The organism is Bordetella pseudohinzii, assembly GCF_000657795.2.
Taxonomy (GTDB): Bacteria; Pseudomonadota; Gammaproteobacteria; order Burkholderiales; family Burkholderiaceae_B; genus Bordetella; species Bordetella pseudohinzii.
Genome location: NZ_JHEP02000004.1, coordinates 101,488 through 126,152, shown reverse-complemented (window position 1 = coordinate 126,152; position 24,665 = coordinate 101,488). Strand labels below are relative to the sequence as shown.

Below are 24,665 nucleotides of genomic sequence, written 5' to 3'. Positions count from 1 at the left end.
GAAAGCCGCCCCCGGGGCGAACTCGTCTCTATGATACCGACGATGTCAGCACGGCTTTTTGCTCCCGGGCAAAACCTTCAAAAAAACAAAAAATAGACACAGCTAATAACAATAGGTCTCATTGGCGCGGAATAATCTGATCGAGCTTCCAGCTTCGATCGCGCGCGATATTGATATCACTTGCGCAACATTCGCCTTTCCACGGCGGGCCCATTCGTAGGAAAAAGGCCTCAATCCTTGGGACAATCGCTGGATTCACGGTAATATTCAGCGCTATTCCGTGCAATATCTCAGCAATGATGCGCCGGATTAAACCTACAACAATCAACGCGCGCCAACTCGCACAAAAATGACCCCTATTTCCGATCGCAAAATCCGTTTTGCCTTAGTAGGCTGTGGGCGAATTTCCAAGAACCACATCGCCGCCATCGCCCAACACAATGATCGCGCCGAACTGGTGGAAGTGTGCGACATCGATCCGGCAGCCCTGAAGGCAGCCGCCGACGCAACGGGCGCCAAGCCCTATGCCTCGCTCACGGAACTGCTGGCCAACAGCACCGCCGATGCCGTCATCCTCGCCACGCCCTCCGGCCTGCACCCCTGGCAGGCGATCGAAGTCGCCCAGGCTGGCCGCCACGTCGTGAGCGAAAAGCCCATGGCCACCCGCTGGGAAGACGGCAAGCGCATGGTCAAGGCCTGCGACGACGCCGGCGTCCGCCTCTTCGTGGTCAAGCAGAACCGCCGCAACGCCACCCTGCAATTGCTCAAGCGCGCCGTCCAGGAAAACCGCTTCGGCCGCATCTACATGGTGACGGTCAATGTGTTCTGGACCCGTCCGCAGGAGTACTACGACGCGGCGCGCTGGCGCGGCAAATGGGAATGGGACGGCGGCGCCTTCATGAACCAGGCCAGCCACTACGTGGACCTGCTGGACTGGCTCATCGGCCCGGTCGAGAGCGTTTATTCCTACACCGCCACCCTGGCCCGCCGCATCGAGGCCGAGGACACGGGCGTGGCCGCCCTGCGCTGGCGCCATGGCGCCATGGGCTCCATCAACGTCACGATGCTGACCTATCCCCAGAATCTCGAAGGCTCCATCACCATCCTGGGCGAGAAAGGCACGGCCCGGGTCGGCGGCGTGGCGGTCAATCGCATCGACGAATGGAAATTCGCCGAACCGCATCCGGACGACGACAAGGTGCGCGAAGCCAGCTACGAGACCACCTCGGTCTACGGTTTCGGCCATCCGCTCTACTACGACAACGTCATCCGCACCCTGCGCGGCGAATGCGAGCCAGAAACCGACGGGCGCGAAGGCCTGCAATCGCTGGCGCTGCTGACCGCCATGTACCGTTCGGCGCGCGACGGCGTGCGCGTTCCCCTGCCCCTGGACTGAGGCCCGCGATGAGCATTCATTCCAGCGCAATCGTCGACGAGGGCGCCCGCATCGGCCCAGGTACCCGCGTCTGGCATTGGGTCCATGTCTGCGGCGGCGCCGAGATCGGCGACAACTGCTCGCTCGGCCAGAACGTCTTCGTGGGCAACCGCGTGCGCATAGGCAACCGCGTCAAGATCCAGAACAACGTCTCGGTCTACGACAACGTCTTCATCGAAGACGACGTCTTCTGCGGCCCGAGCATGGTGTTCACCAACGTCTACAACCCGCGCGCGGCCATCGAACGCAAGAACGAATACCGCGACACCCTGGTCAAGCAGGGCGCCACGCTGGGCGCGAATTGCACCATCGTCTGCGGCGCCACCATCGGCCGCTATGCCTTCATCGGCGCCGGCGCGGTGGTCAACAAGGACGTCCCCGACTTCGCGCTCATGGTGGGCGTGCCCGCCCGGCAGATCGGCTGGATGAGCCGCCACGGCGAACAGCTCGACCTGCCCCTGACCGGCGACGGCGAAACCACCTGCCCGCACACCGGCGACCGCTACCTCCTCAAAAACGGCATCTGCCAATTGGCTTGAGTCAGCTATGCAATTCATCGACCTGAAGAAGCAATACCAGGCCCTGCGCGATCCGATCAATACGCGCATCCAGCAAGTCCTCGACCACGGGCAATACATCATGGGCCCCGAAGTCAAGGAACTGGAGACGGCGCTGTCGGCCTACACCGGAGCCAAGCACTGCATCACCGTCGCGTCCGGCACCGAAGCGCTGCTCATCGCCCTGATGTCGCTGGGCGTGAAAGCCGGCGATGAAGTGATCACCACCTCCTTCACCTTCGTTGCCACCGCCGAAGTCATCGCGCTGCTGGGCGCCGTGCCGGTCTTCGTCGATGTCGAACCGGACACCTGCAACATCAAGGCGGCCGATATCGAAGCGCGCATCACGCCGCGAACCAAGGCCATCATCCCCGTGTCGCTCTACGGCCAGTGCGGCGACATGGACGAGGTCAACGCCATTGCCGACAAGCATGGCATCCCGGTGATCGAGGACGCCGCGCAAAGCTTTGGCGCCACCTATAAGGGTAAGAAGAGCTGCAATCTGTCGACCATCGGCTGCACCAGCTTCTTCCCCAGCAAGCCCCTGGGCTGCTATGGCGACGGCGGGGCGCTGTTCACCAATGACGACGCGCTGGCCCAGGCCATGCGCGAAATCCGCGTGCACGGCCAGTCCGGCCGCTACTATCACACCCGCATCGGCGTGGGCGGCCGCATGGACACGCTGCAATGCGCCGTCGTGCTGGGCAAGCTGGAACGCTTTGACTGGGAAGTCCAAGAGCGCCTGCGCATCGGCGCGCGCTACCAGGAGCTGCTGGCCGACCTGCCGGCGGGCGCCCGCACGGTGACCGTGCGCCCGGACCGCGACAGCGTCTGGGCCCAGTTCACCGTCATGGTGCCCAATCGCGAACAGGTCATCGCCAAGCTCAAGGACGCCGGCATCCCGACGGCGGTGCACTACCCGCGCCCCATCCATGCCCAGCCCGCCTATGCCCATTTCGCGGCCGGCGACACGCCGGTGTCGGACGCCTTGGCCGCCACGGTCATGAGCCTGCCCATGCACCCGGATCTTGACGCGGCGACCCAGGACCAGATCGTGGCCGCCCTCAAGCAAGCACTCCAATGAGCAAGAAGATCCTCACCGTGCTGGGGGCCAGGCCCCAGTTCATCAAGGCCAGCGTGGTATCGGCGGCCATCGCCGCCCACCCGGGCCTCGATGAAGTGGTGGTCCACACCGGCCAGCATTTCGACGCCAATATGTCGGATGTCTTTTTCGAGGAATTGGGCATGCAGCCGCCCAAGCACCACCTCGATATCCACGGCGGCGGCCATGGCGACATGACCGGACGCATGCTGATCGCGCTGGAGCGCGTCATGCAGGAAGAGCAGCCCGACATCGTGCTGGTCTACGGCGATACCAATTCCACCTTGGCCGGCGCGCTGGCCGCGGCCAAGCTGCACATCCCGGTCGCCCATGTGGAAGCGGGCCTGCGCTCCTTCAATATGCGCATGCCCGAGGAAATCAACCGCATCCTCACCGACCGCGTCTCGCGCTGGCTCTTCACGCCCACCGACAGCGCCACCCGGCACCTGGCCGCCGAAGGCATCCAAGGCGACAGCGTGGTGCAGGTGGGCGATGTCATGTTTGACGTGGCGCTGCACCACGGGCGCCGCGTGACCCAGGATGGCGGCGTGCTGGCCCGCCTCGGCCTGACCGCCGGCGGCTATATCCTGGCCACCATCCATCGCGCCGAGAACACCGATGATCCCCAGCGCCTGAACGTCATCGTCAACGCGCTGATGACGCTATCGGCCGAGCGTCCGGTGATCTGGCCGCTGCATCCGCGCACCCGCGGCATCCTCCAGCGCCTGGGCCTGCTGGACACGCTGGCGGCCCGCGTGCGCCTGATCGAGCCGGTTGGCTACCTCGACATGGTCCAGCTCGAAAAATACGCCGCGCTGATCACCACGGACTCCGGCGGCGTGCAGAAAGAAGCTTTCTTTCACCGCGTGCCCTGCGTGACGCTGCGCGACGAAACCGAATGGACCGAACTGGTCGAGGCGGGCTGGAACCGCCTGGCCCCGCCCGTCAGCGAGCAGGACATCGTGCAAGCCGCCCGGCGCGCGCTCGACGAGACGCCCCGGGAAGTCCAACCCTACGGCGACGGACAGGCCGCGAGCAAGATCGCCGACACCCTGGCCTGACCAGGGCTGTCCATCATGCGCATCCTGCTGATCAACCACTATGCCGGTTCGCCGCGCTACGGCATGGAATTCCGCCCCTACTACTTCGGGCGGCAATGGGTGGCGGCAGGACATGAGGTCAAGATCGCGGCGGCCACGGTATCGCATATCCGCGCCCACCAGCCGCCAGCGCGCGGACGGCTCACGCGCGAGCCGATGGAAGGCATCGAATACCTCTGGTATGACACGCTGCCCTACCAGGGCAATGGCGCCAAACGCCTGCTCAACATGCTGCAGTTCAGCGCGCGCCTGTACCGCCTGAGCGACGATCTGGGCAATTGGCGGCCCGACATCGTCATCGCCTCGTCCACGCACCCCTATGACGTGCTGCCCGCGGCGCGCCTGGCGCGCCGCGCCCGCGCCCGGCTGGTCTTCGAGGTCCACGATCTTTGGCCGCTGACCCCCCGGCTGTTGGGCGGCTTTGGCGCCTGGCACCCGATGATCGCCAGCATGCAATACGCCGAGGACTACGCCTACAAGCACGCCGACCTCACCGTTTCCATGCTGCCCTGCGCCCTGCCCTATATGCAGGGCCGCGGACTCGATCCGGCGCGCTATGCCCACGTCCCCAATGGCGTGCCCGTGGCCGAGTACAGCGCCCCCGACTTCGACAACCCCGATTACCAGCGCGTCCGCGCCCAGATCGAGGCCCTGCGCGAACGCTGCGATTTCGTCGTGCTCTATGCGGGTACTCATGGTCACGCCAACGCCCTGGACATGCTGCTGCAAGCCATGGCGCGGCTGCGCCAGGCGCCAGTCGGCCTGGTGCTGCTGGGCAGCGGGCCGGACAAAGCGGCCCTGCGGGCCCAGGCCCGCGAACTGGGCCTGGACCGCGTGGTCTTCGCCGACCCGGTGCCGCGCCCGGCCGTGCAGGCCGTGATGACGCACGTCGACGCGGCCTATATCGGCCTGCGGCGCAGTCCGCTGTTCGCGTTCGGCGTCAGCCCCAATAAGTTGTTCGACTACATGCTGGCCGCAAGCCCCGTGATCCAGGCGATCGAAAGCGGCAATGACATCGTGCGCGAGGCAGCCTGCGGCCTCTCGGTGCCCGCCGAAGATCCGCAAGCCCTGGCCCAGGCCATCCTGCAGCTGCGCGATACTCCGCCGGCCGAGCGCGGCCAGATGGGCGCGCGCGGCCGCCAATACGTCCTCGACCATCACGACTATCCCGTTCTGGCGCGGCAATTCATCGACGCCGTGCTTGCGCGGCCGGCCCCTACCGAGCACTGAACCCATGAGCGACTTCATACCCTTTGCGCTGCCCGATATCGGCGAGGAAGAGATCCAGGTCGTGGCCGACGCCATGCGTTCGGGCTGGCTCACCACCGGCCCCAACGCGAAGGCCTTCGAGCAGGAGTTCGCCGCCTACCTGGGCGATGACCTGCAGGCCATCGCCGTCAACTCCGCCACCGCCGGGCTGCACCTGGCGCTGGAAGCGATAGGCGTGGGGCCCGGCGACGAAGTCATAACCACCACGCACACCTTCACCGCCAGCGCCGAGGTGGCGCGCTATCTGGGCGCCGAACCCGTCCTGGCCGACATCGACCCGGCCACGCTGTGCATCTCGCCGGCGGCCATCGAGCGCGCCATCACTCCACGCACCAAGGCCATCATTCCGGTCCACTATGGCGGGCTGTCCTGCGACATGGACAGCATCCTGGACATCGCGCGCCGCCACGGCCTGCGCGTCATCGAAGACGCCGCCCACGCCCTGCCCGCTAGCTGGCAGGGCGTGCGCATCGGCGCGCTGCAAAGCGACCTCACCGTCTACAGCTTCTATGCCACCAAGACGCTGGCCACCGGCGAAGGCGGCATGGTGGTCACGCGCGACCCGGCGCTGGCCAAGCGTTGCCGCGTCATGCGCCTGCATGGCATAGACCGCGACGCCTTCGACCGCTTCACGTCCAACAAGCCCGCCTGGTACTACGAAATCGTGGCGCCCGGCTTCAAATACAACCTGACCGACACGGCCGCGGCCATGGGCCGCGTGCAGCTGCGCCGCGTCCAGGCCATGCGCGACCGCCGCGCCGCCATCGCCGCGGCCTATGACCAGGCTTTCGCGGACCTGCCCCTGGTCCTGCCCCCCTGTCCCGGCCGCACCCCGGGCGTGCAAAGCCGCCCCCATCGCGGCGACGACGAACATGCCTGGCATCTCTACGTCATCCGCCTGCAGCCGCAGGCGCCGCTGCGGCGCGACGATTTCATCGTGCGCATGACCGAGAACGGCATAGGGTGCAGCGTGCACTACGTGCCGCTGCACCTGCAGCCCTATTGGCGCGACCGCTACCAGCTCACCCCCGGCATGTTCCCGCACTCCCAGGCCGCCTTCGAAACCATGGTGAGCTTGCCGCTGTACTCGCGCATGAGCCAGGCGCAGGTGGACAAAGTGATACGCACGGTGCGTGAACTGCTCGCGCAATGATCAAGCGGGCATTCGACCTGATCTGTTCCGCCCTGGGGCTGCTGCTGCTCTCGCCGCTGCTCCTGCTGGTGGCCATCGCCATCAAGCTGGACAGCCCGGGGCCGGTGTTCTTCCGCCAGGAGCGCATCGGACGCCACGGCAAGCCCTTCCGCATCCACAAGCTGCGCAGCATGACGCAGCGGCAGTCCGCCCAGGCCAGCCAGATCACCATCGGCGCCGACGCGCGCATCACCCGCGTCGGCGCGCTGATCCGGCGCTGGAAGCTCGATGAACTGGTCCAGCTGATCGATGTCTTCCAGGGCAATATGAGCCTCGTCGGCCCCCGCCCCGAAGTGCCGCGCTATGTGGCCTTGTATCCGTCCGACGTGGCCGGCCTCGTGCTGTCCGTGCGGCCCGGCATCACCGACCCTGCCTCCATTCATTTTCGAAACGAAAACGAATTGCTCGGAAAGGCCCAAGACCCGGAAAAAATGTACCGGGAAACCATTCTTCCGGAAAAACTCCGACTCCAAGCAGCCTATGTCCAGGAGCAGTCCTTTTTCGGCGATATCGCCATCATCCTGCGCACTATCTGCAGCATCGGCCGCTAAACGCCGTCATTTATTGAAATAAGGGCCACTGACCGGCAGGCGGCCGCAAGCCTTGCCTGTGTTAATTTCGCTGCACGGTCATCAATAGCCTGATCGCGTTTTACAGCATCGCGGGCGGCCGGCTATTCGCCGCCCGATGGAAGATCCACCGTGTTGCCCCGCAGTACCACCGGCGCCACCTCGGCCGGCACCTCGCCGATCTGCATTCTCCTGCTGGCCCCGGGCCAGAGCATCCACACCATCCGCTGGGCCAACGGACTCGCGCAACGCGGCCTGGACGTCCACCTGGCGGCGCTTGAGGCCTTCCCCGAAGGCGCCTACGATCCGCGCGTGCGCCTGCACCGTCTGCCTTGGGGCAGGCCATTGGGCTACGCGCTGGCCACCGGCGCGCTGCGCCGCCTGGTGCGGCGCATCCAGCCCGACCTGACCAATGCGCACTATGCCACCGGCTATGGCCTGCTGGCCCGGCGCGCCGGCTGCCGCCCCATGGTGCTCTCCGCCTGGGGCAGCGACATCTATGAATTCCCGCGCGCCAGCAGCTGGCACCGCCGCCTGCTGCAGCGCAACCTCAACGCCGCGACCGTGCTGTGCGCCACCAGCCAGGCCATGAGCCGCGAGATGTCCAAGCTGACCCGCGGCATGATCAATATCACGCCCTTTGGCATCGACGAATCGGCCTTCTCGCCGGCCGGCGCCCGGGCCGCGAACGGCCCGCTCGTCATCGGCACGGTCAAGGCCCTGGAGACGCACTACGGTATCGACATCCTGCTCAAGACCTATGCGCGCTCCCGCGCCCTGCTCCGGACCACCCATCCGGCGCTGGCGGCCAGGCTGGAGCTGCATATCTATGGCGACGGCAGCCTGCGCGCCGCGCTCGAAGCCCTCGCCGCCAGGCTGGACATCGCCGATTCGACCCGCTTCATGGGCAAGATTCCCCATGATTCGGTGCCCGAGGTCTTGCGCGGCTTCGATGTCTACGTGGCCCTCAGCCGCATGGACAGCTTCGGCGTGGCCATCCTGGAGGCCAGCGCCTGCGGCCTGCCCGTCCTGGTATCCGACGCCGATGGCCCGGCGGAAATCGTGGCCGACGGCCAGACCGGCTTTGTCGTCCCCCGCGAGGACGACCTGGCCGCCTCCCGGCGGCTGACCGAACTGCTGCTGGACCCTGCCCGCCGCCAGGCCCTGGGGCAAGCCGGACGCCAGCGCGTGCTGGACCGCTACACTTGGAACCTCAGCCTGGACGCCATGCTCGGCGTCTATGACCGCGCCCTGTCCAAGATCCGCTCATGATGCCTCTGCTCGCCTGGCTGGTGATCGCAAGCTATTCCATCATTCACCTGCTCGAATACCTCAGCTACTACGCGCGCGTGGCCGGCCGCCTGGCCGGCAGGCCCGTGACCGGCTACGCCATCCAGAACGCGACCATCACGGTCACGCGCTTCTTCTACCTGGCCCTCATGCCGCTGCTGGGCTTTCTGATCGACAAGCAGATTCCCACCCGGCAATACATCAGCATGGGCCTGGGCGCGCTGCTGGGCGCCACCCTGCTGTCGCTGCTAGGCTGGAGCCTGCGCGACCGCTGGATCGCCCTGCTGGCCAATTTCGTGCGCCAGCGCGCGGGCCAGCCCGCCCTGGGCCTGGCCGAAGTGCGCGCACAGCTCATGCAGCGCCACCCCGTGCCCGCGCGCCGCATCACCCTGCTGGCCGCGGCGGTCTTTCTCTGCTATTGCCTGGGCGTGCTGCTTGCCTACTACTTCGCGCTGGTCTTTCACGACTACCGCAGCACGATTTCCCAACTCTCCGGCATGGTCAACGGTGTGGCAACCGTCCTACTCACTTTTGTCCTGGAGCCGCGCATCGCCAGCATCGTCGACGCCCGTCCGGCTGGCGACGTCCACCATGCCATCCAGGCCATGCTGAACGGCCGACTCATCGCCGTCGGCATCCTGGCGCCGCTGCTTTTCCTGGGCGTCTGCATCGGTTTCGCATGAGGCAGGCCGCGGCCGCCGGCGGGCATCTCGGAAGACGCCAGGCCGCACCGGACAGACTTTCCTGGCGCCCGGACCGGCCCCAGCCGCCTATCCCCCTGAGCAGTCGCTAAAATTGCCGCATCACCGCCCCTTTTGGTCCGCCCCCCTGATGATTCTTCCGTATCCCATCCGGCGCCTGTTCGTCGATCTGCCACGGCCCGTCAAGCAACTGCTTGCCGTCGTGCTCGACGCGGTGATCCTGCTGCTCGCCTTCCATTGCGCCCTGTGGCTGCGCTTCGAGCTGTTCTTCGTCACCCGGCAGTATCTTCTGCTGTCGCTGGTGGCCTGTGCGGGCGGCATCGCCGCGCTGGCCGCCTTTGGCGTCTACTTCTACATCCTGCGCTACATGAGCGAACGGGTGGTCGCGGCCATCCTGGGGGGCATCATCGTCTCGGTGATGGTCGTCACCGCGAGCAATACCTTCCTGCAGTTGTCCACGCTGTCGCGCGGCGTGCTCATCATCTACGCCGCGCTGGCGCTGGTCGGCCTGATAGGCGTGCGCCTATGCGCGCGCAAGCTGCTGTTCCCGGCCGACCACCACATGGCCGACCCCCGCATCCCGGTCCTGATCTACGGCGCCGGCGGCGCCGGCTCCCAGCTGGCGGCTGCGCTGCGGGCCGGCCCCTACTACCGCCCGGTCGCCATGCTTGACGACGATCGCCGCAAGCACCGCCTGGTGGTGGCCGGCCTGCGCGTCTATCACCCCAACCAGCTCTCGCGCCTGATCGACCGCCACAACGTGCGGCAGCTGCTCATCGCCATCCCCTCGGCCACCCCGCCACAGATCCGCGCCATCGTCGAAGCCGCCGAGCCCTACCGGCTGCGCATCCGCCTGGTTCCCAGCATGCGCGAACTCATCGACCCGGCCAACGGCGTGCGGCTGCGCGACGTGCAGGTCGAAGATCTCCTGGGCCGCGATCCCGTGGCCCCGATCGGCGCACTGCTCGGCCAATGCGTCACCGGACGCAGCGTCATGGTCACCGGCGCGGGCGGCTCGATAGGCTCCGAACTCTGCCGCCAGATCCTGGCCCTCAAGCCCAGAAAACTGGTCCTGCTCGAAATCTCCGAACCTGCGCTCTACACCATTGAACAGGACCTGCGCCTGCGCTACCCCGGCATCGATATCGTCGGCGTGCTGGGCTCCGTGCGCGACGCTCACCACTGCCTGGCCCAATTGCGCCGGCACGGCGTGCAGACCATCTATCACGCGGCCGCCTACAAGCACGTGCCCATCGTCGAACAGAACGTCGGCGAAGGCATACGCACCAATGCCTATGGCACCCTCAGCATCGCCGAGACCGCCATCCAGGCCGGCGTACAGGACTTCGTGCTCATCTCCACCGACAAGGCAGTGCGCCCCACCAATGTCATGGGGGCTTCCAAGCGCCTGGCCGAACTGGTGCTCCAGGCCCACGCCCAGGTGCAGCACCACACCCGCTTCTCCATGGTCCGCTTCGGCAACGTGCTGGGCAGCTCAGGCAGCGTGGTGCCGCTCTTTCGGCGCCAGATCCTCGACGGCGGCCCCATCACCCTGACCCACCCCGAGATCACCCGCTATTTCATGACCATCCCCGAGGCCGCCCAGCTGGTGCTGCAAGCCGGCGCCATGGGCGAATCCGGCTCGGTCTTCGTGCTCGACATGGGCGAGCCAGTGCGCATCCGGGACCTGGCCGAACGCATGATCCGCATCTACGGCCTGACCATCAAGAACCCCGAACAGCCCGACGGCGATATCGAAATCCGCATCACCGGCCTGCGTCCCGGCGAAAAACTCTACGAAGAGCTGCTGATCGGCGACAACTCGCAAGAGACCCTGCACCCGCGCATCATGCGCGCCACGGAATACAACATCCCCTACGAGACACTGATGAGCCAGCTGCGCATGCTGGACCGCGCTCTGCAGACTGGCGACGTGCACGAAATCGTGACGCTGCTGCGCCAGATCGTGCGCGAATACGCGCCGGTGGAAAACAGCTGCGTCGGCGCCCCCGCGTGAGGCGGGCCCGGCTAGAGCGAAGCCAGCAGCTCGGCCAGGCTGCGATGGTTGAGCGCCGTATTGAAAAAGCGCCGCTGCGTGTCTTGGGCGGCCTGGCGCATGGCCGCATAGGCGCGGCCATCGTCCAGCAGCTGCGCCATGCGCTGCGCCACCTCGCCCGCGTCCGGCTGCGGCGGCACGCTCAGCCCGCCGCCGTGCGCCAGCATTTCCGGCACCCCGCCGACCGCGGTGGCGACCACCGGAATGCCGAAAGCCATGGCCTCCATGATGGACACGGGCTGGCCTTCGGATAGGCTCATATTCAGAAAAAAACTCACCGGCGTCTGCGCATAGTGGCGGCGAATGGCCTCATTGTCCGTCTCGCCGGCGAACACCATTGCCAGATTTTCCGGCGCGGCAACCGCCGCCGGCAGCGCCGCCTGCGCGCGCGTCGCGCCATAGTGGGTCCAGCGCACCTGGACTTGCGGCAGGCGGCGCGCCAAGGCGGCGGCCACTTCGGCAATGAGATCCAGTCGCTTGACCGCCGCCGGATAGGAACAGGACACCAGCTGGACCTCGCCGGCCGGCGGCGCCGGATTCACGCGGATGCCGCTCTCAACGCCCAGGGGTAGCGCAACGGTCGTCGGGCAGACGCCCGGATACCGCGCCTCCAGATAGGCACGCGCCTCTTCCGACAACAAGACCACAAGGTCCATCCGCGGCAGGGTCAAGGGACGGTAAGGGATGTAGCCCTGGTTGTTCGCACGCTCTTCATAAAGATCGTAGCCATGAGCGCGCGTGACGCGCATCGGCTTCGCTTGCCGCAGCAGGCCGGCTCCCGTCGCCTCGCCCTTGAACCAGTAGGTGTAGATGATGTCGAACTGCTGCAAGCGCCCGGCCATGCGCAGCACCGCGCTGGCCCGCAGGCTTTCCTTGAGGAAGTGCAGCCAATGGGTCGGGCGCCCATGCCGCATGCAACGCCGGGCCTCGGCCCAGAACTGTCGGCTCCCCAGCGCGTGGGCGAAGGTCAAGGGCAGCTGCCATGGCCGGTGCAAGCGCGCCAACCCTTGCTCGACATGCACCTGAGCCGGCAGCGCCGGATCCGCCTGCCGCAAGGGCCGCAGCGGCATGAGCGTCACCTCGTGGCCATAGGCCACCAATGCCTTGAGCTCCGGCAGGATGAAGCTGCGCTCGCGTGCGCCCGCGTCCGGATAGCCGTTGGTGATCAGCGCGATGCGCTTTTTAGTGGACATGCCGGCGCACCTGCTCAAAAAAAGCCAGCCTCTCGGCCTCCTTGACCGCGTAATCCAGGCGGCGCCGCGCATCGGCGCGATCCAGGCTCCGGCCTTGCCACCGCCGCACGAAATCCCTCACGGCCTGCACCGCGCCTTCTACATTGTTTTCCGTGTTGCCTATGTCCAGCCAATAGGGCGCGCCCCGCAGGTCGGCGTCTTCATAGCCGGCGATGACGGGCAGGCCATAAGCCAGATACTCCCGCGTCTTCAAGGGCGCGGCTTGCCGCATCCCCTTGCGATGCAAGGCCAGGGTGCCCAGGGCCACATCGGTCTGCGCATAACGCCGCGCCAGCTCCTCCCCATACAACCCGCCATGGAAACGCATATTGGCCGGGCCTTGCTGCGCCTGGCCCGGCACCACCACATGGAAATCAAATTCCGGCAGCAGGGCCGCCAAGCGCACCACCTTGTCCACGCCATGCCAATCCTGCCCGGGCGAGCCGACCAGCAGCAGCTGCGCCCGTTGATTGGACGGCGGCCTGCGCGGCTCCACGCGGTCGAAATCATAGCCATTGCTGATCACCGTGCGCAGCGCATGGCCGACGACCGGCACATCATCGGCCAGTTCCTGGGTCACGGCGACCAAGCCCGAGGCCGCGCGCGGAAACCGCCTGCGGCTCATGCATTCAATCAGATACTTGATCGGCGCGCTGCGCCGGTATTCATTGCGAGCGATCGAGTTGTACTCGATGACCATCGGCGCAACACCGATAGCGCTGACCGCCCCCGGCCACCACAGTATCTGGCGCAGATAGACAATATCGGGCCGCCATTGGGACAAGGCCTGCCGGATCGACCGGCCCGACAGCGCCGCGGCCAATATCGGCGGGCGCGCCCCACTGCGCAGGATACAGCTGACGTCCGGCCAATCGGCGCTCCCGGCACGGTCCAGCACAAAATGCCGGACACAATGGCCGTGACGCCGCCAAATATCGGCCTGCGTGGCGATTTTCTTGGCCACGCCGGACCGGTCGCCCGGAATCTCAAACGTCAAATAGGCAATTCTCATCGCGGCGTGAGGGGGGACGACGGCATTCGATGCCATGATACCATCGGGCGCTGCGGGCCCGTGCCCCTCCCTGAACCGCCTGGCAACCCGATTACAAATGTGTGGAATCCTTGGCAGCTGGCAATTCGATGCTCAAGCCCGCGGCGATGCCGAAGACGCGCTGGCGCGCGCGTTGCCGCTCATCCGGCACCGGGGTCCCGACGATATCGGCACCGCGACAATACCCACCGCGTCCGGCCACCTGCGGTTCGGCCACACCCGGCTTGCCATCATCGACCTGAGCGCCGCCGGTCATCAGCCCATGATCCGCGGACCGCTCAGCGTGGTCTTCAATGGCGAAATCTATAACTATCGCGAACTGCGCCAGGAGTTGCTCGGGCTGGGCCACAGCTTCAGCACCGACACGGACACCGAGGTCCTGCTGGCCGCCTGGCGGCAATGGCAGCAAGCCGCCCTGCGCCGTTTCACAGGCATGTTCGCCTTCGCGTTGCACGACGCGCGCAACGACAGTCTGACACTGGCCCGCGACGCCTTCGGCATCAAGCCGCTCTACTACAGCCTGGACGGGCGGCGGCTGCTGTTCGGCTCCGAAATCGCCCCCTTGCGCGCCCTCGATCCCAGCCTGCGCCGCCTGGACTGGCAGCGCGCCTGCGACTATCTGTCATACGGCCGTTACGACTGCGACGAGCGCACTTTTATCCAGGGCATCTCGCAAATCGAACCGGGCTGCCTGATCCGCTATCACGCACAGGATGGCGTCCAACCCGCGCGCTGGTGGACGCCGCGCACGGCCGCCACATGGCGTGGCAGCTTCGCGGACGCCGCGGCCGAATTCCGCGAGCGCTTTCTCGACAGCGTCCGCCTGCACCTGCGCAGCGACGTCCCGATTGGCGCGGCGCTGTCCGGCGGACTGGATTCGGCGTCGATCACCTGCGCGATGCGCCACCTCGAGCCCGACATGCCGCTGCATACCTTCAGCTATATTGCCGAAGGCCCGCAGTCCGAAGCAAAATGGGCGCAACTGGTCAACCGGCACTGCGGTGCCCAGGCCCACGAAGTGCGCGTCGACACGGCCGACCTCGAACGCGACCTGGACGAGCTCATCGCGGCCCAGGGCGAGCCCTTCGGCAGCACCAGCATCTATGCGCAGTACCGCGTCTTCCAGTTGGCGCGCGAACACGGCATCGTGGTCACCCTCGAAGGCCAGGGCGCCGACGAACTGCTGGCCGGCTACAGCGGCTATCCCGTCGAAAGGCTCAGCAGCCTGCTCGAAAGCGGCCATCCCCTGCGGGCGCTGGCCTATGCGGGCCAACAGGCCCGCCTGGGACGCCATCCCTTGCGCCTGCTGGCGCAAAGCCTGGCCAGCGTGTCCGGTAAATGGGGACGCGAAGCGCTGCGGCGGCGCGCCGCACGCTGGCCCGCCTGGCTTCGCGGCCAGCTGCTGGCCGAAGCCGGCGTCCAGGCCCGCCCTCCGCTGCCGGCCCAGCGCCAGGGCGCGCGCGGCCGGCGCCTGATGCAAGCCCAGGCGCGTGCCTTGGCTGGCGACGGCCTGGGCGCCTTGCTGCGGCACGGCGACCGCAACGCCATGCGCTTCAGCATCGAAAGCCGCGTGCCCTTCCTGACGCCCGACCTGGCGGACTTCCTCCTGTCCCTGCCGGAACAGTTCCTGGTATCCGCGCGGGGGCAAACCAAGACGCTGCTGCGCGAAGGCCTGCGCGGCATCGTCCCCCAGGCCATTCTGGAGCGCCAGGACAAGATCGGCTTCGCCACGCCCGAACAGGCCTGGCTGCGGGCGTTGGCCCCTGAACTGCGGCAGTGGATCGTCGCCGGGCCAGAGGTCGCCTTCATCGACCGCGAACAGGTCTTGCGCGAGTTCGACGCCATGATGCAAGGCGCAAGGCCCTACACCTGGCAGGTTTGGCGCTGGGTGAACTTCTCTCGCTGGATGTCCTGCGGCGCGGTCCAGGCCTGATCGGCCCGGACCGGCACGGCAGTTCCGGACGTTCAGCCCAGAGCGGCCAGCTTGGAAGCGTGCTTGGCCATGGTCTTCTCGATCAGATCCAGGTTGTCACGTGTCCAGGCGACCGTGCGTTCCAGGCCGGTGTCGATATCCACCGAGGCCTCGAAACCCAGCTCACGCTTGGCCTTTTCCGGGCTGCCGAAACGCTTGCCCGAATTGTCCCAGGGACGCTTGGGCAGGCGATCCAGTTCGGTCGAGTTCCCGGTCAGCGCATTGATCTTGGCCGCCAGGTCGGCAATGCTGGTTTCCTTGCCGCTGGCAATGTTGTAGACGCCGCCGGGCGTGCCGTCCGCCGCGCACGCGATCAGGCCATTGGCCACGTCGGTGACGAAAATAAAATCACGTGTGGCAACGCCGCCGTTTTCCAGCGGCAGGGGCAAACCCTTGAGCGACTTGTAGACAAAGGTAGGCGTGACATTGCGCCACACCGTAGCCGGCGTGCCACGCCACTCACCAGCACCGAGGATCTCACCCGGCCCATAGACGTTCTGGAACCGCGCTCGCACGGTCGGCAACTGGTGCTGCTTGTGGTAATAGACCGAATAGAACTCGCCGAAGATCTTCGACATCGAATACGGGCTGTCGTTGTTGTGCAGCGAGACAATATCGGTCTCTTCGGTGGCCGTAGCATCGCCGAAAGTCTTTTCCGCAATGGAGCAGCCCGCGGCCGAATAAACCACTTTCTTCAGACGCTTGAAGCCTTTGATGCGCTCATACAGCTTCAGCGTCGTCAGCGTGTTGTTTTCATGATCGGCCAACGGATCATGGATCGAACTCTGGTTACCATGGTAGGTCGACAGGTGGAAGACGTAGTCGTATTCATCCTGCAGCGAGGCCAGCAGCGCATCGTCCGTGATCGAAGCCTGGCTGAAACGCACGGCCGGATGATCAGGCACATTGATGCGCTCGGCGGACAACAGGTTGTCAACCACATGGACAAGATTGGCGTCCAGTTCCAGCAGGCGCTTGACCAGATTGCTGCCGACAAAGCCGGCGCCACCGACGACCAGAACGTTCGATTTGGCGAGTTTGGAAGCATTCATATTTGAAACGGATTCTCTTGAATCAGGCTTTGGGCGCGGAAAGATGGCTGAAGATGTCCGTCACGCCATACTTGTCGTACCAGGCCAACTGGCCCGTGATGGTGTCTTTGAAATTCACGGCGGCCCTCCAACCGAAAGCCTGCTCCGTGACGCGCGGATCCAGCACGACGCTCTGGACGTCGTCGGCGCCGGCCGGCACCACCGGCACCGGTTCGGCCAGGGTGGCGCCGACATAGTCCAGGACTACATCAAACACTTCCTTGATCGAATGCCCCTCGCCGGTGGACACATTGAACACGCCGGTGGGACGTCCATCCTCCAACGCCAGCTCCGCGATGCTCAGGAAATCCGACATATCCAGGAAATCGCGCACCGTATCGCTGCAAAAGCACTTCTGGCCCGCCTTCAGACGCTTATAAAACGTCGGAATCGGACCGATCGCCAGGCGCGGCCCCGTGATGTTTGCCAGGCGCAGCGACACGACCGGGACATCGCCCATGAACAGATAGGCCTCGCCTGCCGTCTTGGAAATCCCATAGCTGGTGAAAGGCGCGGTGGGATGATCAGCCGGGATGGGAACTTGCTTCGGGCGTCCATAGCACAGGGCCGTCTGGAAATTCAGCAAGCGCTTGACCCCCAGCCGCGAGGCCGCCTTGGCCACATTGATGGAACCACGCACATTGGTGGCGGCATCTTCCGCCCAGTCCGATGGATCTTTGTACGCAGCGGCGCTGTGCACCACATGCGAGGGTTGGAACTCGTCAAAGACGCGATCCACCAAAGTAGCGTCGGCCACCGAGCCTTCGACCACTGTCAGCCCCGCCACCGGCGGCAACACCTCGCGCTTACCCGTGGCGAAGTTGTCGAGGACCAGAATCTCGTGGCCTTTGGGCAGCCAGTGCTCGATCAGATTGGAACCCAGGCAGCCGGCGCCGCCAGTGATGAGGATACGCATGGTGATTATTTGTTCTCGTTGATCTTCAGGTGGGTATAGCCCCCCGACACGCCGTACTCACGGAAATAGGCAACGGCGGCCGCCACGGTTTCCTTCAAGGGCGTGAATTCGATCTTGCCGAAATCCTGGACCGTGCGGGACGGGTCGAGCAGGATGGAAGGCGCGTCGTCCGGTCCCAGTTCGCGGATCTCGGGTTCCGGATAGGCAGGCAACTGCATGGCCTCGACCACGGCGTCGTAGAGCTCCTTGATGGCCACATCGGTGCCCGACGAAAAGTGATAAGCCCCATGGCCCACGCCATCGATCGCCTTGACGGTGGCGCGCGCCAGGTCCTTGACGAACACGAAGTCGCGGCGGGCCTTGGTCACAAAGCAGCGCTTGCCTTCGGACAGGCGCTGGAAGAAGATCGGCAGCGGACCCGACACATTGCGCGGGCCCACGACATTGGCCAGGCGGAAAGTGACGAAATCCAGCCCCGAATACTCCAGGTAGTCTTCATTGGCCGACTTGGAAATGGCATAGCTGCTATTGGCCGGATTGCGCGGATGATCCAGACGGACCGGCTGCTGGATGGGCTTGACACCGTAGCACAGCGCGGTCTGGAAGTAGACAAAACGCCCGACGTTGTTCTTCTTGGCAGCCTGAACGACGTTGGAGCCGCCGACGCAGTTGGTCAGCGTGTCGTTGTACCAGTCGTCCGGATCCTTATAGGAAGCCGCCGTATGCACGACGGCGTCGGGCTTGAGGTCGCTGATCAGCTTGTTGACCAGGGCGTGGTCGGCGATCGTGCCCTCGACGAACGTCAGGTTCGGGTGGTCTTTCAGGTGCTCGCGGCGCCCGGTGGCGAAGTTGTCGATGCCCACGACCTGGTCGCCGCGTTCCAGCAGGAGTTCGGCAATATGCGACCCGATCTGGCCGCAAATACCGGTGATAAAGATCTTCTTCATGGCTCAGCCTCAAATGCTCAATGTCTGTTGATGTACGTCGTGGAACTGTTGCTGCCACAGTTCAAGGCTCAGGAATGCCCAGATATTGCGGCTGAACAAACCCTCTTGCTGCATCATCGTCTCGATATCGAAACCCGGCGCAAGATACTCGCGCGTGCGCGCGTTCGCGCCACGGAAGGTATCAAGGATGAACTCGCGCGCCTTGCCGCCCTGCTTCATCCACACCTGCAGGGGGACCGGGAATCCCATCTTGTCCTTGCGCTCGCGAATCGCCTGCGGCAAGGTATCCTGGAAAGCCAGCCGCAGCAGGCGCTTGAGTTCGCCGTTCTGGAACTTAATGTTGGCAGGCACGGTGGCCACCAGCTCGATGAGCTTGTGATCCAGGAAAGGCACGCGCGACTCGATGCCATGCGCCATGCTCATCCTGTCTTCCACTTGCAGCAGGGCGGGCAGCAGCGTCTTGAAATCGAAGTGCGTGATCGAATCGAAATACGATTCCTGGCCGACGTTCTTGCCCCAGAAGATTTCCTTGAAATCGTCAAAGGAAGAAGCCTTGTTGGCGAACATATCCCAATTGACCACATTCCCGAAGGTGTTCGAGCGATTGATCAGGCGGTAGTAGCGCTTGTCCCGGGTATCGAAGATACCCTCGGCCATGAACTCCTGGATCAAGGGCTTGTAATTGCGCAGCGTCCGCAGGTTGGGAATGATGGACTCGTAGGTCACGATGTAATTGCCATTGTGCATCGTGCCGTCCAGCGCGCCCTTGATGCATTGCTCCCAATAGGCAATCAGGTATCGGGCATACCCGCCGAACATCTCGTCGCTGCCCTGCCCGCCCAGCACGACCTTGACATGGTTCTTGGCCAGCCGCGACACCTCATACTGCGGGAAAGATCCGGGACCGGCGACGGGCTGGTCCAGGTGATAGATCACCTTGCTGATGTCGTCGACGAAATCGTTCTCCGAGATATCGACCTGGTGCAGTTGAATATCATGCTCATCAGCCAGAACCTGCGCATAGCGCGACTCGTCAAAGGATTCGCTGAACGAGAATTTGCCGGTAAAGCCCTGGAACCGCTCGCCCTTGCGCTCCTGCCTGGCCATCGCCGCGACCAGGCTGGAATCCACGCCGCCGCTGATATAGGCGCCCACTTCAACGTCGCTGCGCATGTGCAAGGTGACCGAATCACGCAGACACTCGCGCACCTGTTCGACGAAGTAGCGCTCGGTATGGTCCCAATCCAGGTTGTAATGCACCTCCCAGTACTGCCGCTGCTGCAGCCCAAGGCTGGGGTCCACATAGCCGCAATGAGCCGGCTTCAGTTGCCGCACACCATCGAACAGCGTCTTCTCGCCCAGACAGAACTGGAAGGCAAAATAATCGTGCAGCGCGTTGACATCGGTCTTGACCTCCGGCAAGAAGGGCGTCAGGCCCTTGATCTCGGAAGCAAAGTAGAAACCACCCTGGCTGACCGCGTAATAGAAAGGCTTGATGCCGAAACGGTCGCGCGCAACAAAAAGCTGGCCGCGCTTCTCATCCCAGATCGCGAAGGCAAACATGCCTTCCAGCTTCTGAACACAATCCGGCCCCCATTTTTCATAGGCGCGCAGGATGACTTCGGTGTCGGAAGTCGTTTCAAACAGCTCTTCACCGATCTCCCTGCGCAGCTCAATGTAGTTGTAAACCTCGCCGTTGTACGTGATGACATTGCCCGAGGCGCCGCGCATGGGCTGCGCGCCGGTATTCAGGTCGATAATAGACAGTCGGACATGCGCCAAGCCCAAACGGCCGCCCGGGTGTATCCACAGGCCATGACCGTCCGGTCCCCGGTGGCGCTGCCGCTCCACGCCGAGCTGTAGATGCTTTTCGATCAGACCTGCCGGTCGATTCTCACGCCAGATTGCACCAAAAATTCCGCACATATTTTCTTTTACATGGATGGAGTAGTAAGCGGCGTACCGATTCTGCTTGAGCGCACAGTCGCAGGCGTCAGTGTACCAAGGGGCTGGCCGGGAAATCACCCCACCCGGGATGGCCGATTTGCATTATTCGAAAAAATTCCAATTCATTCCTACTGAACGAAAAACCGCTATTTGGCGGCTCACATCGAGAAGGGCCTGATCACCATGCCCAGGCTGCTATCCCAGCCGTTGACGAACACTGCGGCGTCGCCGGCCGCCAAGGCCGTGAACAGCAGCGGGTTGAATTCGGATGTATCCCGAGTTCGGCGCCGGGCTCGGCGCGCAAGCAGTCCAGCAGGGGGGTCGAATGCGTCACGAACCATATGGCGGGGAGACCGGCCAGCAGATCGATGGTATCCGCGAGGACAAAATCCGCGGCCCAATCCATATCCAGGGTCAGGAAGATACGTCCCTTCCCAGGACACCTCGTCCTCCACATCGATTTCGTCGATACGCGCAAAAATGTTCATGCGCCCCCTCTTTCTTTCTAACGGCTCTTGCACGCTCATCGAATCAGCCGCGCAATCGCCTCAACATGGCCCGCGCCGCGGGCCTCAAGACATTCTGCATCCCAGGAGGCAAACGGTTCCACACACGATACAGCACGGCCGTTTTGCCCACCGGCGCCAAGACATTGGCCGGGCTGGCTTCATCCGGCTGCGGCGCCGGGGGCGGGCGCATTTCAAACCGCCCCCCGGACTTGGACGGCCGATCGCCGATAAGCGTGGACACATCGGCGTAGAAGTCCCGGCTGACCGCCTCCCAATGATAGGTCGACGTGAAATATCGGCGCCCTGACTCGCCTTGCCGAGCCCGGACATCCGGCGCGCCGGCGATCTCGTTCACCTTGTCGGCCAGGGCCTGCGCATTGGTGAAATCGACGGTGGACCCGACGCCCGCCTCGCGGATGATTCTGCCGACGAACACGAGATTATTGGCCAGGACGGGCAGTTGCGCGGCCATATATTGCGACAGTTTGTTGGGGCTGCAGAACTTGTTGTTCACCGACACGGCCGGATCATACGGAATCACGCCGACATCGGCTTTAGCGGCCTCTTGGACGAGTTCATCCTCCGAGACGGCTGGCGGGAAAAAGATGCGTTTATCCAGCAGGCCGGTGGCGCGCGCCAATTCGATCATCTCGCGCTTGAAGGGGCGATCGGGTCCGCGCAATTGCAGATGCACGTTTTCATTCGTCAGCGGCCAGGCATTGATCAATTGTTCAATGCCGCGTCCCTCGGCGAAATTCCCCTGAAACAGGAACGTGCAGATATCACGAACCGGATACTCCCTCATGGCCATTGCGGCAGCCAGCGGCTCGCAATTGGGCACCGCGCCAAAAGGCCGACCATAGAAAGCCGCCATATGCCTGGCGAGCTCGGGCGAGACCGAATAGGCGGAATCAACTGCTTGCAGCAGATCGCGCTCGAAACGATGCCATGTCTCGACCTCCCAGCTTTGCGCGGCCGGCCCCAGGGAAGTCGGCCAGAACTCATGCGCGTCGAAAATGAGCGGAACGCCCAAGGCCTCCTTGAGGACGGCTCCAGCGGGCAAAGCCTCGAAATCGGCCACGATGATGGCATCGACGCCGCGCGCCTGGAGCACCGCATCGATCAGGGCCGCATTGCTCCTGAGCAGATAGGCGCACAGCCAGGCGCAATCGGCGGCGCGCGGCGAATCCGGATCGCCGCCCAGCATGGCGGCCAGCTGCCGCGGCGGACGGTCACAGAGCATCTGCAGCCGGGCCATGGCCTGCATGCCCACGCCGCCCATGCCCTCGCCCAGGAATAGCTCGCGCCAGCGCCGGGTATCCACGCGCGGAATGACGTTCTCGATCGCCCCGTTGGGCCGGGTTTCGAACGTGGCGCTCGCCAGATTGGTGTCGACGCCCACAACATGGATGCGCATGCCTTCGGGCGCGTGATCGGCCATCCAGCCCACGCGCGGATCGACTTTGGGTCGATGTGCGCACAACAACACGACGTTCTTACAGGCCGGGCCGTCTGCCTTGTATATTGGCCGGCCGGCACACGGCCTATCCTGCAACAACCGGTCAAGCCGCTCATCGACCGACGCCACGAAGGCCTGCATGGAGTAGCGCGGATTGGCAATGATTTCTTCGTAAGTGCGATCAACGATCTCGGAACGCAGGCGCTCGTCATACACATACTCACAAACCTGGTCGAAATTGGAGAGATCGCGATTCAGCGGCACGAAGTGCTGCCAAGGCTTGAAAATGTCCGAGTACCTGCCATCGTGCATGACTTGCAGCGCGCGCGCGGCGCCCGCCTCGAAATGCCGAGGCGAAATCTGGTTGTAGTAGACATTTCCCTCATAGGGCTCGAGCTGCTTGAGCACCCATTCGGAGTATTCGTGCTCGCTCTCGAAGCGATCCCGCTCTTGCTCCAGGCGCCGGCAAAGCGCTTCGACGTCGCCCTCAAAGTCGAAAATGCTCGCGCCCGATTCCACACCCAGCGTAATCTTGGAACGCGCCAGGAAATTGAACCAATCATCGCCCATCAAGCGATCTTCCCAGCGGCTGGAGATATCCAGCTTCAGGTTCCTGCCCTGCGCCGCCCGGATGACATCGTCGCCGATCGTTCGCTTGTCGTAGGCGAGCCGGCCGAAATACAGCGGTTGCAGCGAGCCCCGATAGGAAATATCGATATCGCGCTGCGTGGCCTTGGACTGGCGAGCCAGCAGCTTCGGGGTCACGTAGCCCGTGAGCATCTGCATGAACTCGGCGTCCCCGACCTGGTCCTTGGGGTACATTTTGTGGCGCTCTTCGGGCCACATGCAGCTCAACACCAGATCGAAACGGCGGCTGCCGATGAAGCCGGCGATCGCGCCGCTGCGGTACTGTTCATCCTGCTTGAACATCACCTTGACCCCGTCGAAGTCGCGCAGGCGCGGCAAAAAACGCTGATCAATGGCTTCGAGATTGACGGGGTTGTACGAGATCGTATTGTGAAGAATGATGCCGTCATATCCGGCGAGATTCACCATTCTGCCTTCGGATAACGGCGACACCGAGCCGAAGAGGTTGAAGATATCAATGGTGAAATCCGAGTAGGTACGCAAATACTGGATATTGTCCAGCACCGTCTCGATCCCATTCGGATCGAAATAGCACACCAGCAGGAATCTCTCGGGCCTTTTCACGAACGCCTTCATCGGTTCACTCGATCCTTATTGATTTGCTTTCTTCAGCTCAAAGCAGGCATCGATGCCGGCATAATGGCCATTGTGTAGTGGATAGCCCCGTTCATCGAAAGTGAGGCTCAATAGAAACTTGCGGTTTTCCTCGGGAAGCTGCCGATTCTGGATGGCGGAAAAACGCAGCGGAGCCAGGTTGGCTTCGTGCATCGATATCGCCGCGCCGCGATACGTGGCCGAAAAACCATTGCGGCGGCAGATGTCGATAAATTCCTGCGGACGATAGACATTGGCGATCGGACATTCTTCGCCGTCCGTGCTGCGCGCAAAGGCCTGGCGCAGGCTCACATCGGTATCCCGACCCCACTGTAGCCGCCATTGATAGGCGACGTAGAGGTGATACCAGAGGCTGTCCTGGTTGTAGACCATGACCTGCATGCTGCCGTCGGGCTTAAGCAGGCGATGCAGCTCACGCAAACAGCTATCGATATCTGGGACATGGTGCAGCACACCGCTTGAGTGAATGAAGTCCACACTGGCGGCGGCCAGCGGCAAGACCGGCTCATCCGCCTGCCCCTGTATCAGTTCGGCATCGATGCCATGCAAAGCCAAGCGGCTACGCGCCTCGTCGAGGGACGAAGGCGACAACTCGTAGCCGTATAGCTTCGCGGGTTTGGAGTACGTTCCGAAACCGACAAGATCATGTCCCGGTCCGCAGCCGAAATCCAGCACGACCTTGCCATCCTGCCCTGCCACCGGCATGAGTTCGATATAAGGGTAGTACTGGTCGCAACGCCACCAGAAGTAATCCAGGGACTCCTTTGGCGAGGCAAAGGCGTGGTGCAGGGTGACATTATGCTCAGTCCAATATTCTCCGACCGAGAGATCCCTACGCACCGGCGTCGCGGGTTTCGCGACGGGCACGGGCTCCACAACAGGCCCTGGCTCCGGCGCAAGCGTCGGGGCAACGGCGACCGGGACTGGAGCCTTCAGGATGGCGCGGATACGCCGGACAACTTTCCTCAACATTTTCATCTCCAAGGCTTCTGCTGGAATCAAATGCG

20 protein-coding genes are annotated in these 24,665 nt (G+C 64.0%); 11 read left to right on the top strand and 9 right to left on the bottom strand.

What is annotated here, in order from left to right; genetic code table 11:
- Positions 1-349: 349 nt before the first annotated feature.
- The 10 genes from L540_RS07115 to L540_RS07070 all read left to right on the top strand — a co-directional run bounded on the left by L540_RS07115 (position 350) and on the right by L540_RS07070 (position 11,232).
- Positions 350-1,396: a Gfo/Idh/MocA family protein gene (locus tag L540_RS07115; RefSeq protein ID WP_043207210.1), complete on the top strand. Its 1,047-nt coding sequence runs from the start codon at positions 350-352 to the stop codon at positions 1,394-1,396.
- Positions 1,397-1,404: 8 nt separating this feature from the next.
- On the top strand, positions 1,405-1,974 hold the full coding sequence (locus L540_RS07110; protein WP_043207213.1) for an acyltransferase: 570 nt from the start codon (positions 1,405-1,407) through the stop codon (positions 1,972-1,974).
- Positions 1,975-1,981: 7 nt separating this feature from the next.
- Complete coding sequence (locus L540_RS07105; protein WP_043207216.1) at positions 1,982-3,076, top strand: DegT/DnrJ/EryC1/StrS family aminotransferase; 1,095 nt, start codon at positions 1,982-1,984, stop codon at positions 3,074-3,076.
- The gene (wecB, locus tag L540_RS07100) at positions 3,073-4,155 is read left to right on the top strand and encodes a non-hydrolyzing UDP-N-acetylglucosamine 2-epimerase (protein ID WP_043207218.1); all 1,083 of its coding nucleotides are present in this window, start codon (positions 3,073-3,075) and stop codon (positions 4,153-4,155) included. The genes L540_RS07105 and wecB overlap by 4 nt, the downstream gene beginning before the upstream one ends.
- Before the next feature lie 15 nt (positions 4,156-4,170).
- Positions 4,171-5,424, top strand: a complete 1,254-nt coding sequence (locus tag L540_RS07095; RefSeq protein ID WP_043207220.1) for a glycosyltransferase family 4 protein — start codon at positions 4,171-4,173, stop codon at positions 5,422-5,424.
- A 4-nt stretch (positions 5,425-5,428) separates the two neighbouring features.
- Entirely contained in the window at positions 5,429-6,616 is a 1,188-nt protein-coding gene (locus tag L540_RS07090; RefSeq protein WP_043207223.1) for a DegT/DnrJ/EryC1/StrS family aminotransferase, read from the top strand.
- On the top strand, positions 6,613-7,206 hold the full coding sequence (locus L540_RS07085) for a sugar transferase (protein WP_043207225.1): 594 nt from the start codon (positions 6,613-6,615) through the stop codon (positions 7,204-7,206). Before L540_RS07090 ends, L540_RS07085 begins: the two co-directional genes overlap by 4 nt.
- A 150-nt stretch (positions 7,207-7,356) precedes the next feature.
- Entirely contained in the window at positions 7,357-8,496 is a 1,140-nt protein-coding gene (locus L540_RS07080) for a glycosyltransferase (RefSeq protein ID WP_231584750.1), read from the top strand.
- Positions 8,493-9,197, top strand: coding sequence for a lipid II flippase family protein (locus L540_RS07075; protein WP_043207227.1), 705 nt, complete (start codon positions 8,493-8,495; stop codon positions 9,195-9,197). The genes L540_RS07080 and L540_RS07075 overlap by 4 nt, the downstream gene beginning before the upstream one ends.
- 148 nt (positions 9,198-9,345) lie before the next feature.
- A complete protein-coding gene (locus L540_RS07070; protein WP_043207229.1) occupies positions 9,346-11,232 on the top strand; it encodes a polysaccharide biosynthesis protein in 1,887 nt (628 codons plus the stop codon).
- An 11-nt stretch (positions 11,233-11,243) separates the two neighbouring features.
- Here L540_RS07070 and L540_RS07065 read toward each other — a convergent pair whose 3' ends face one another.
- The gene (locus L540_RS07065) at positions 11,244-12,464 is read right to left on the bottom strand and encodes a glycosyltransferase (RefSeq protein ID WP_043207232.1); all 1,221 of its coding nucleotides are present in this window, start codon (positions 12,462-12,464) and stop codon (positions 11,244-11,246) included.
- Positions 12,454-13,500 carry a glycosyltransferase family protein gene (locus L540_RS07060; protein WP_231584749.1) on the bottom strand — a complete coding sequence of 349 codons (1,047 nt, stop codon included), beginning with the start codon at positions 13,498-13,500 and terminating at the stop codon, positions 12,454-12,456. Before L540_RS07060 ends, L540_RS07065 begins: the two co-directional genes overlap by 11 nt.
- A 112-nt stretch (positions 13,501-13,612) precedes the next feature.
- Between L540_RS07060 and asnB (L540_RS07055) the strand changes: the two genes are divergently transcribed.
- Complete coding sequence (gene asnB / locus L540_RS07055) at positions 13,613-15,487, top strand: asparagine synthase (glutamine-hydrolyzing) (protein WP_043207236.1); 1,875 nt, start codon at positions 13,613-13,615, stop codon at positions 15,485-15,487.
- A gap of 32 nt (positions 15,488-15,519) precedes the next feature.
- Here asnB (L540_RS07055) and L540_RS07050 read toward each other — a convergent pair whose 3' ends face one another.
- The 7 genes from L540_RS07050 to L540_RS21500 form a co-directional block, all read right to left on the bottom strand.
- Positions 15,520-16,578 carry an NAD-dependent epimerase/dehydratase family protein gene (locus L540_RS07050; protein ID WP_043207238.1) on the bottom strand — a complete coding sequence of 353 codons (1,059 nt, stop codon included), beginning with the start codon at positions 16,576-16,578 and terminating at the stop codon, positions 15,520-15,522.
- 22 nt (positions 16,579-16,600) lie between these two features.
- A complete protein-coding gene (locus L540_RS07045) occupies positions 16,601-17,533 on the bottom strand; it encodes an NAD-dependent epimerase/dehydratase family protein (protein WP_043207240.1) in 933 nt (310 codons plus the stop codon).
- Positions 17,534-17,538: 5 nt separating this feature from the next.
- Positions 17,539-18,480: an NAD-dependent epimerase/dehydratase family protein gene (locus L540_RS07040; protein ID WP_043207243.1), complete on the bottom strand. Its 942-nt coding sequence runs from the start codon at positions 18,478-18,480 to the stop codon at positions 17,539-17,541.
- Positions 18,481-18,489: 9 nt separating this feature from the next.
- Entirely contained in the window at positions 18,490-20,406 is a 1,917-nt protein-coding gene (gene asnB / locus L540_RS07035) for an asparagine synthase (glutamine-hydrolyzing) (RefSeq protein WP_043207245.1), read from the bottom strand.
- A 179-nt stretch (positions 20,407-20,585) separates the two neighbouring features.
- Positions 20,586-20,915, bottom strand: coding sequence for a hypothetical protein (locus L540_RS21965; protein ID WP_156430664.1), 330 nt, complete (start codon positions 20,913-20,915; stop codon positions 20,586-20,588).
- Positions 20,916-20,958: 43 nt separating this feature from the next.
- Positions 20,959-23,619, bottom strand: coding sequence for a glycosyltransferase (locus L540_RS07025; RefSeq protein WP_231584748.1), 2,661 nt, complete (start codon positions 23,617-23,619; stop codon positions 20,959-20,961).
- A gap of 15 nt (positions 23,620-23,634) precedes the next feature.
- Positions 23,635-24,636, bottom strand: coding sequence for a class I SAM-dependent methyltransferase (locus tag L540_RS21500; protein ID WP_167352877.1), 1,002 nt, complete (start codon positions 24,634-24,636; stop codon positions 23,635-23,637).
- Positions 24,637-24,665 lie beyond the last annotated feature (29 nt).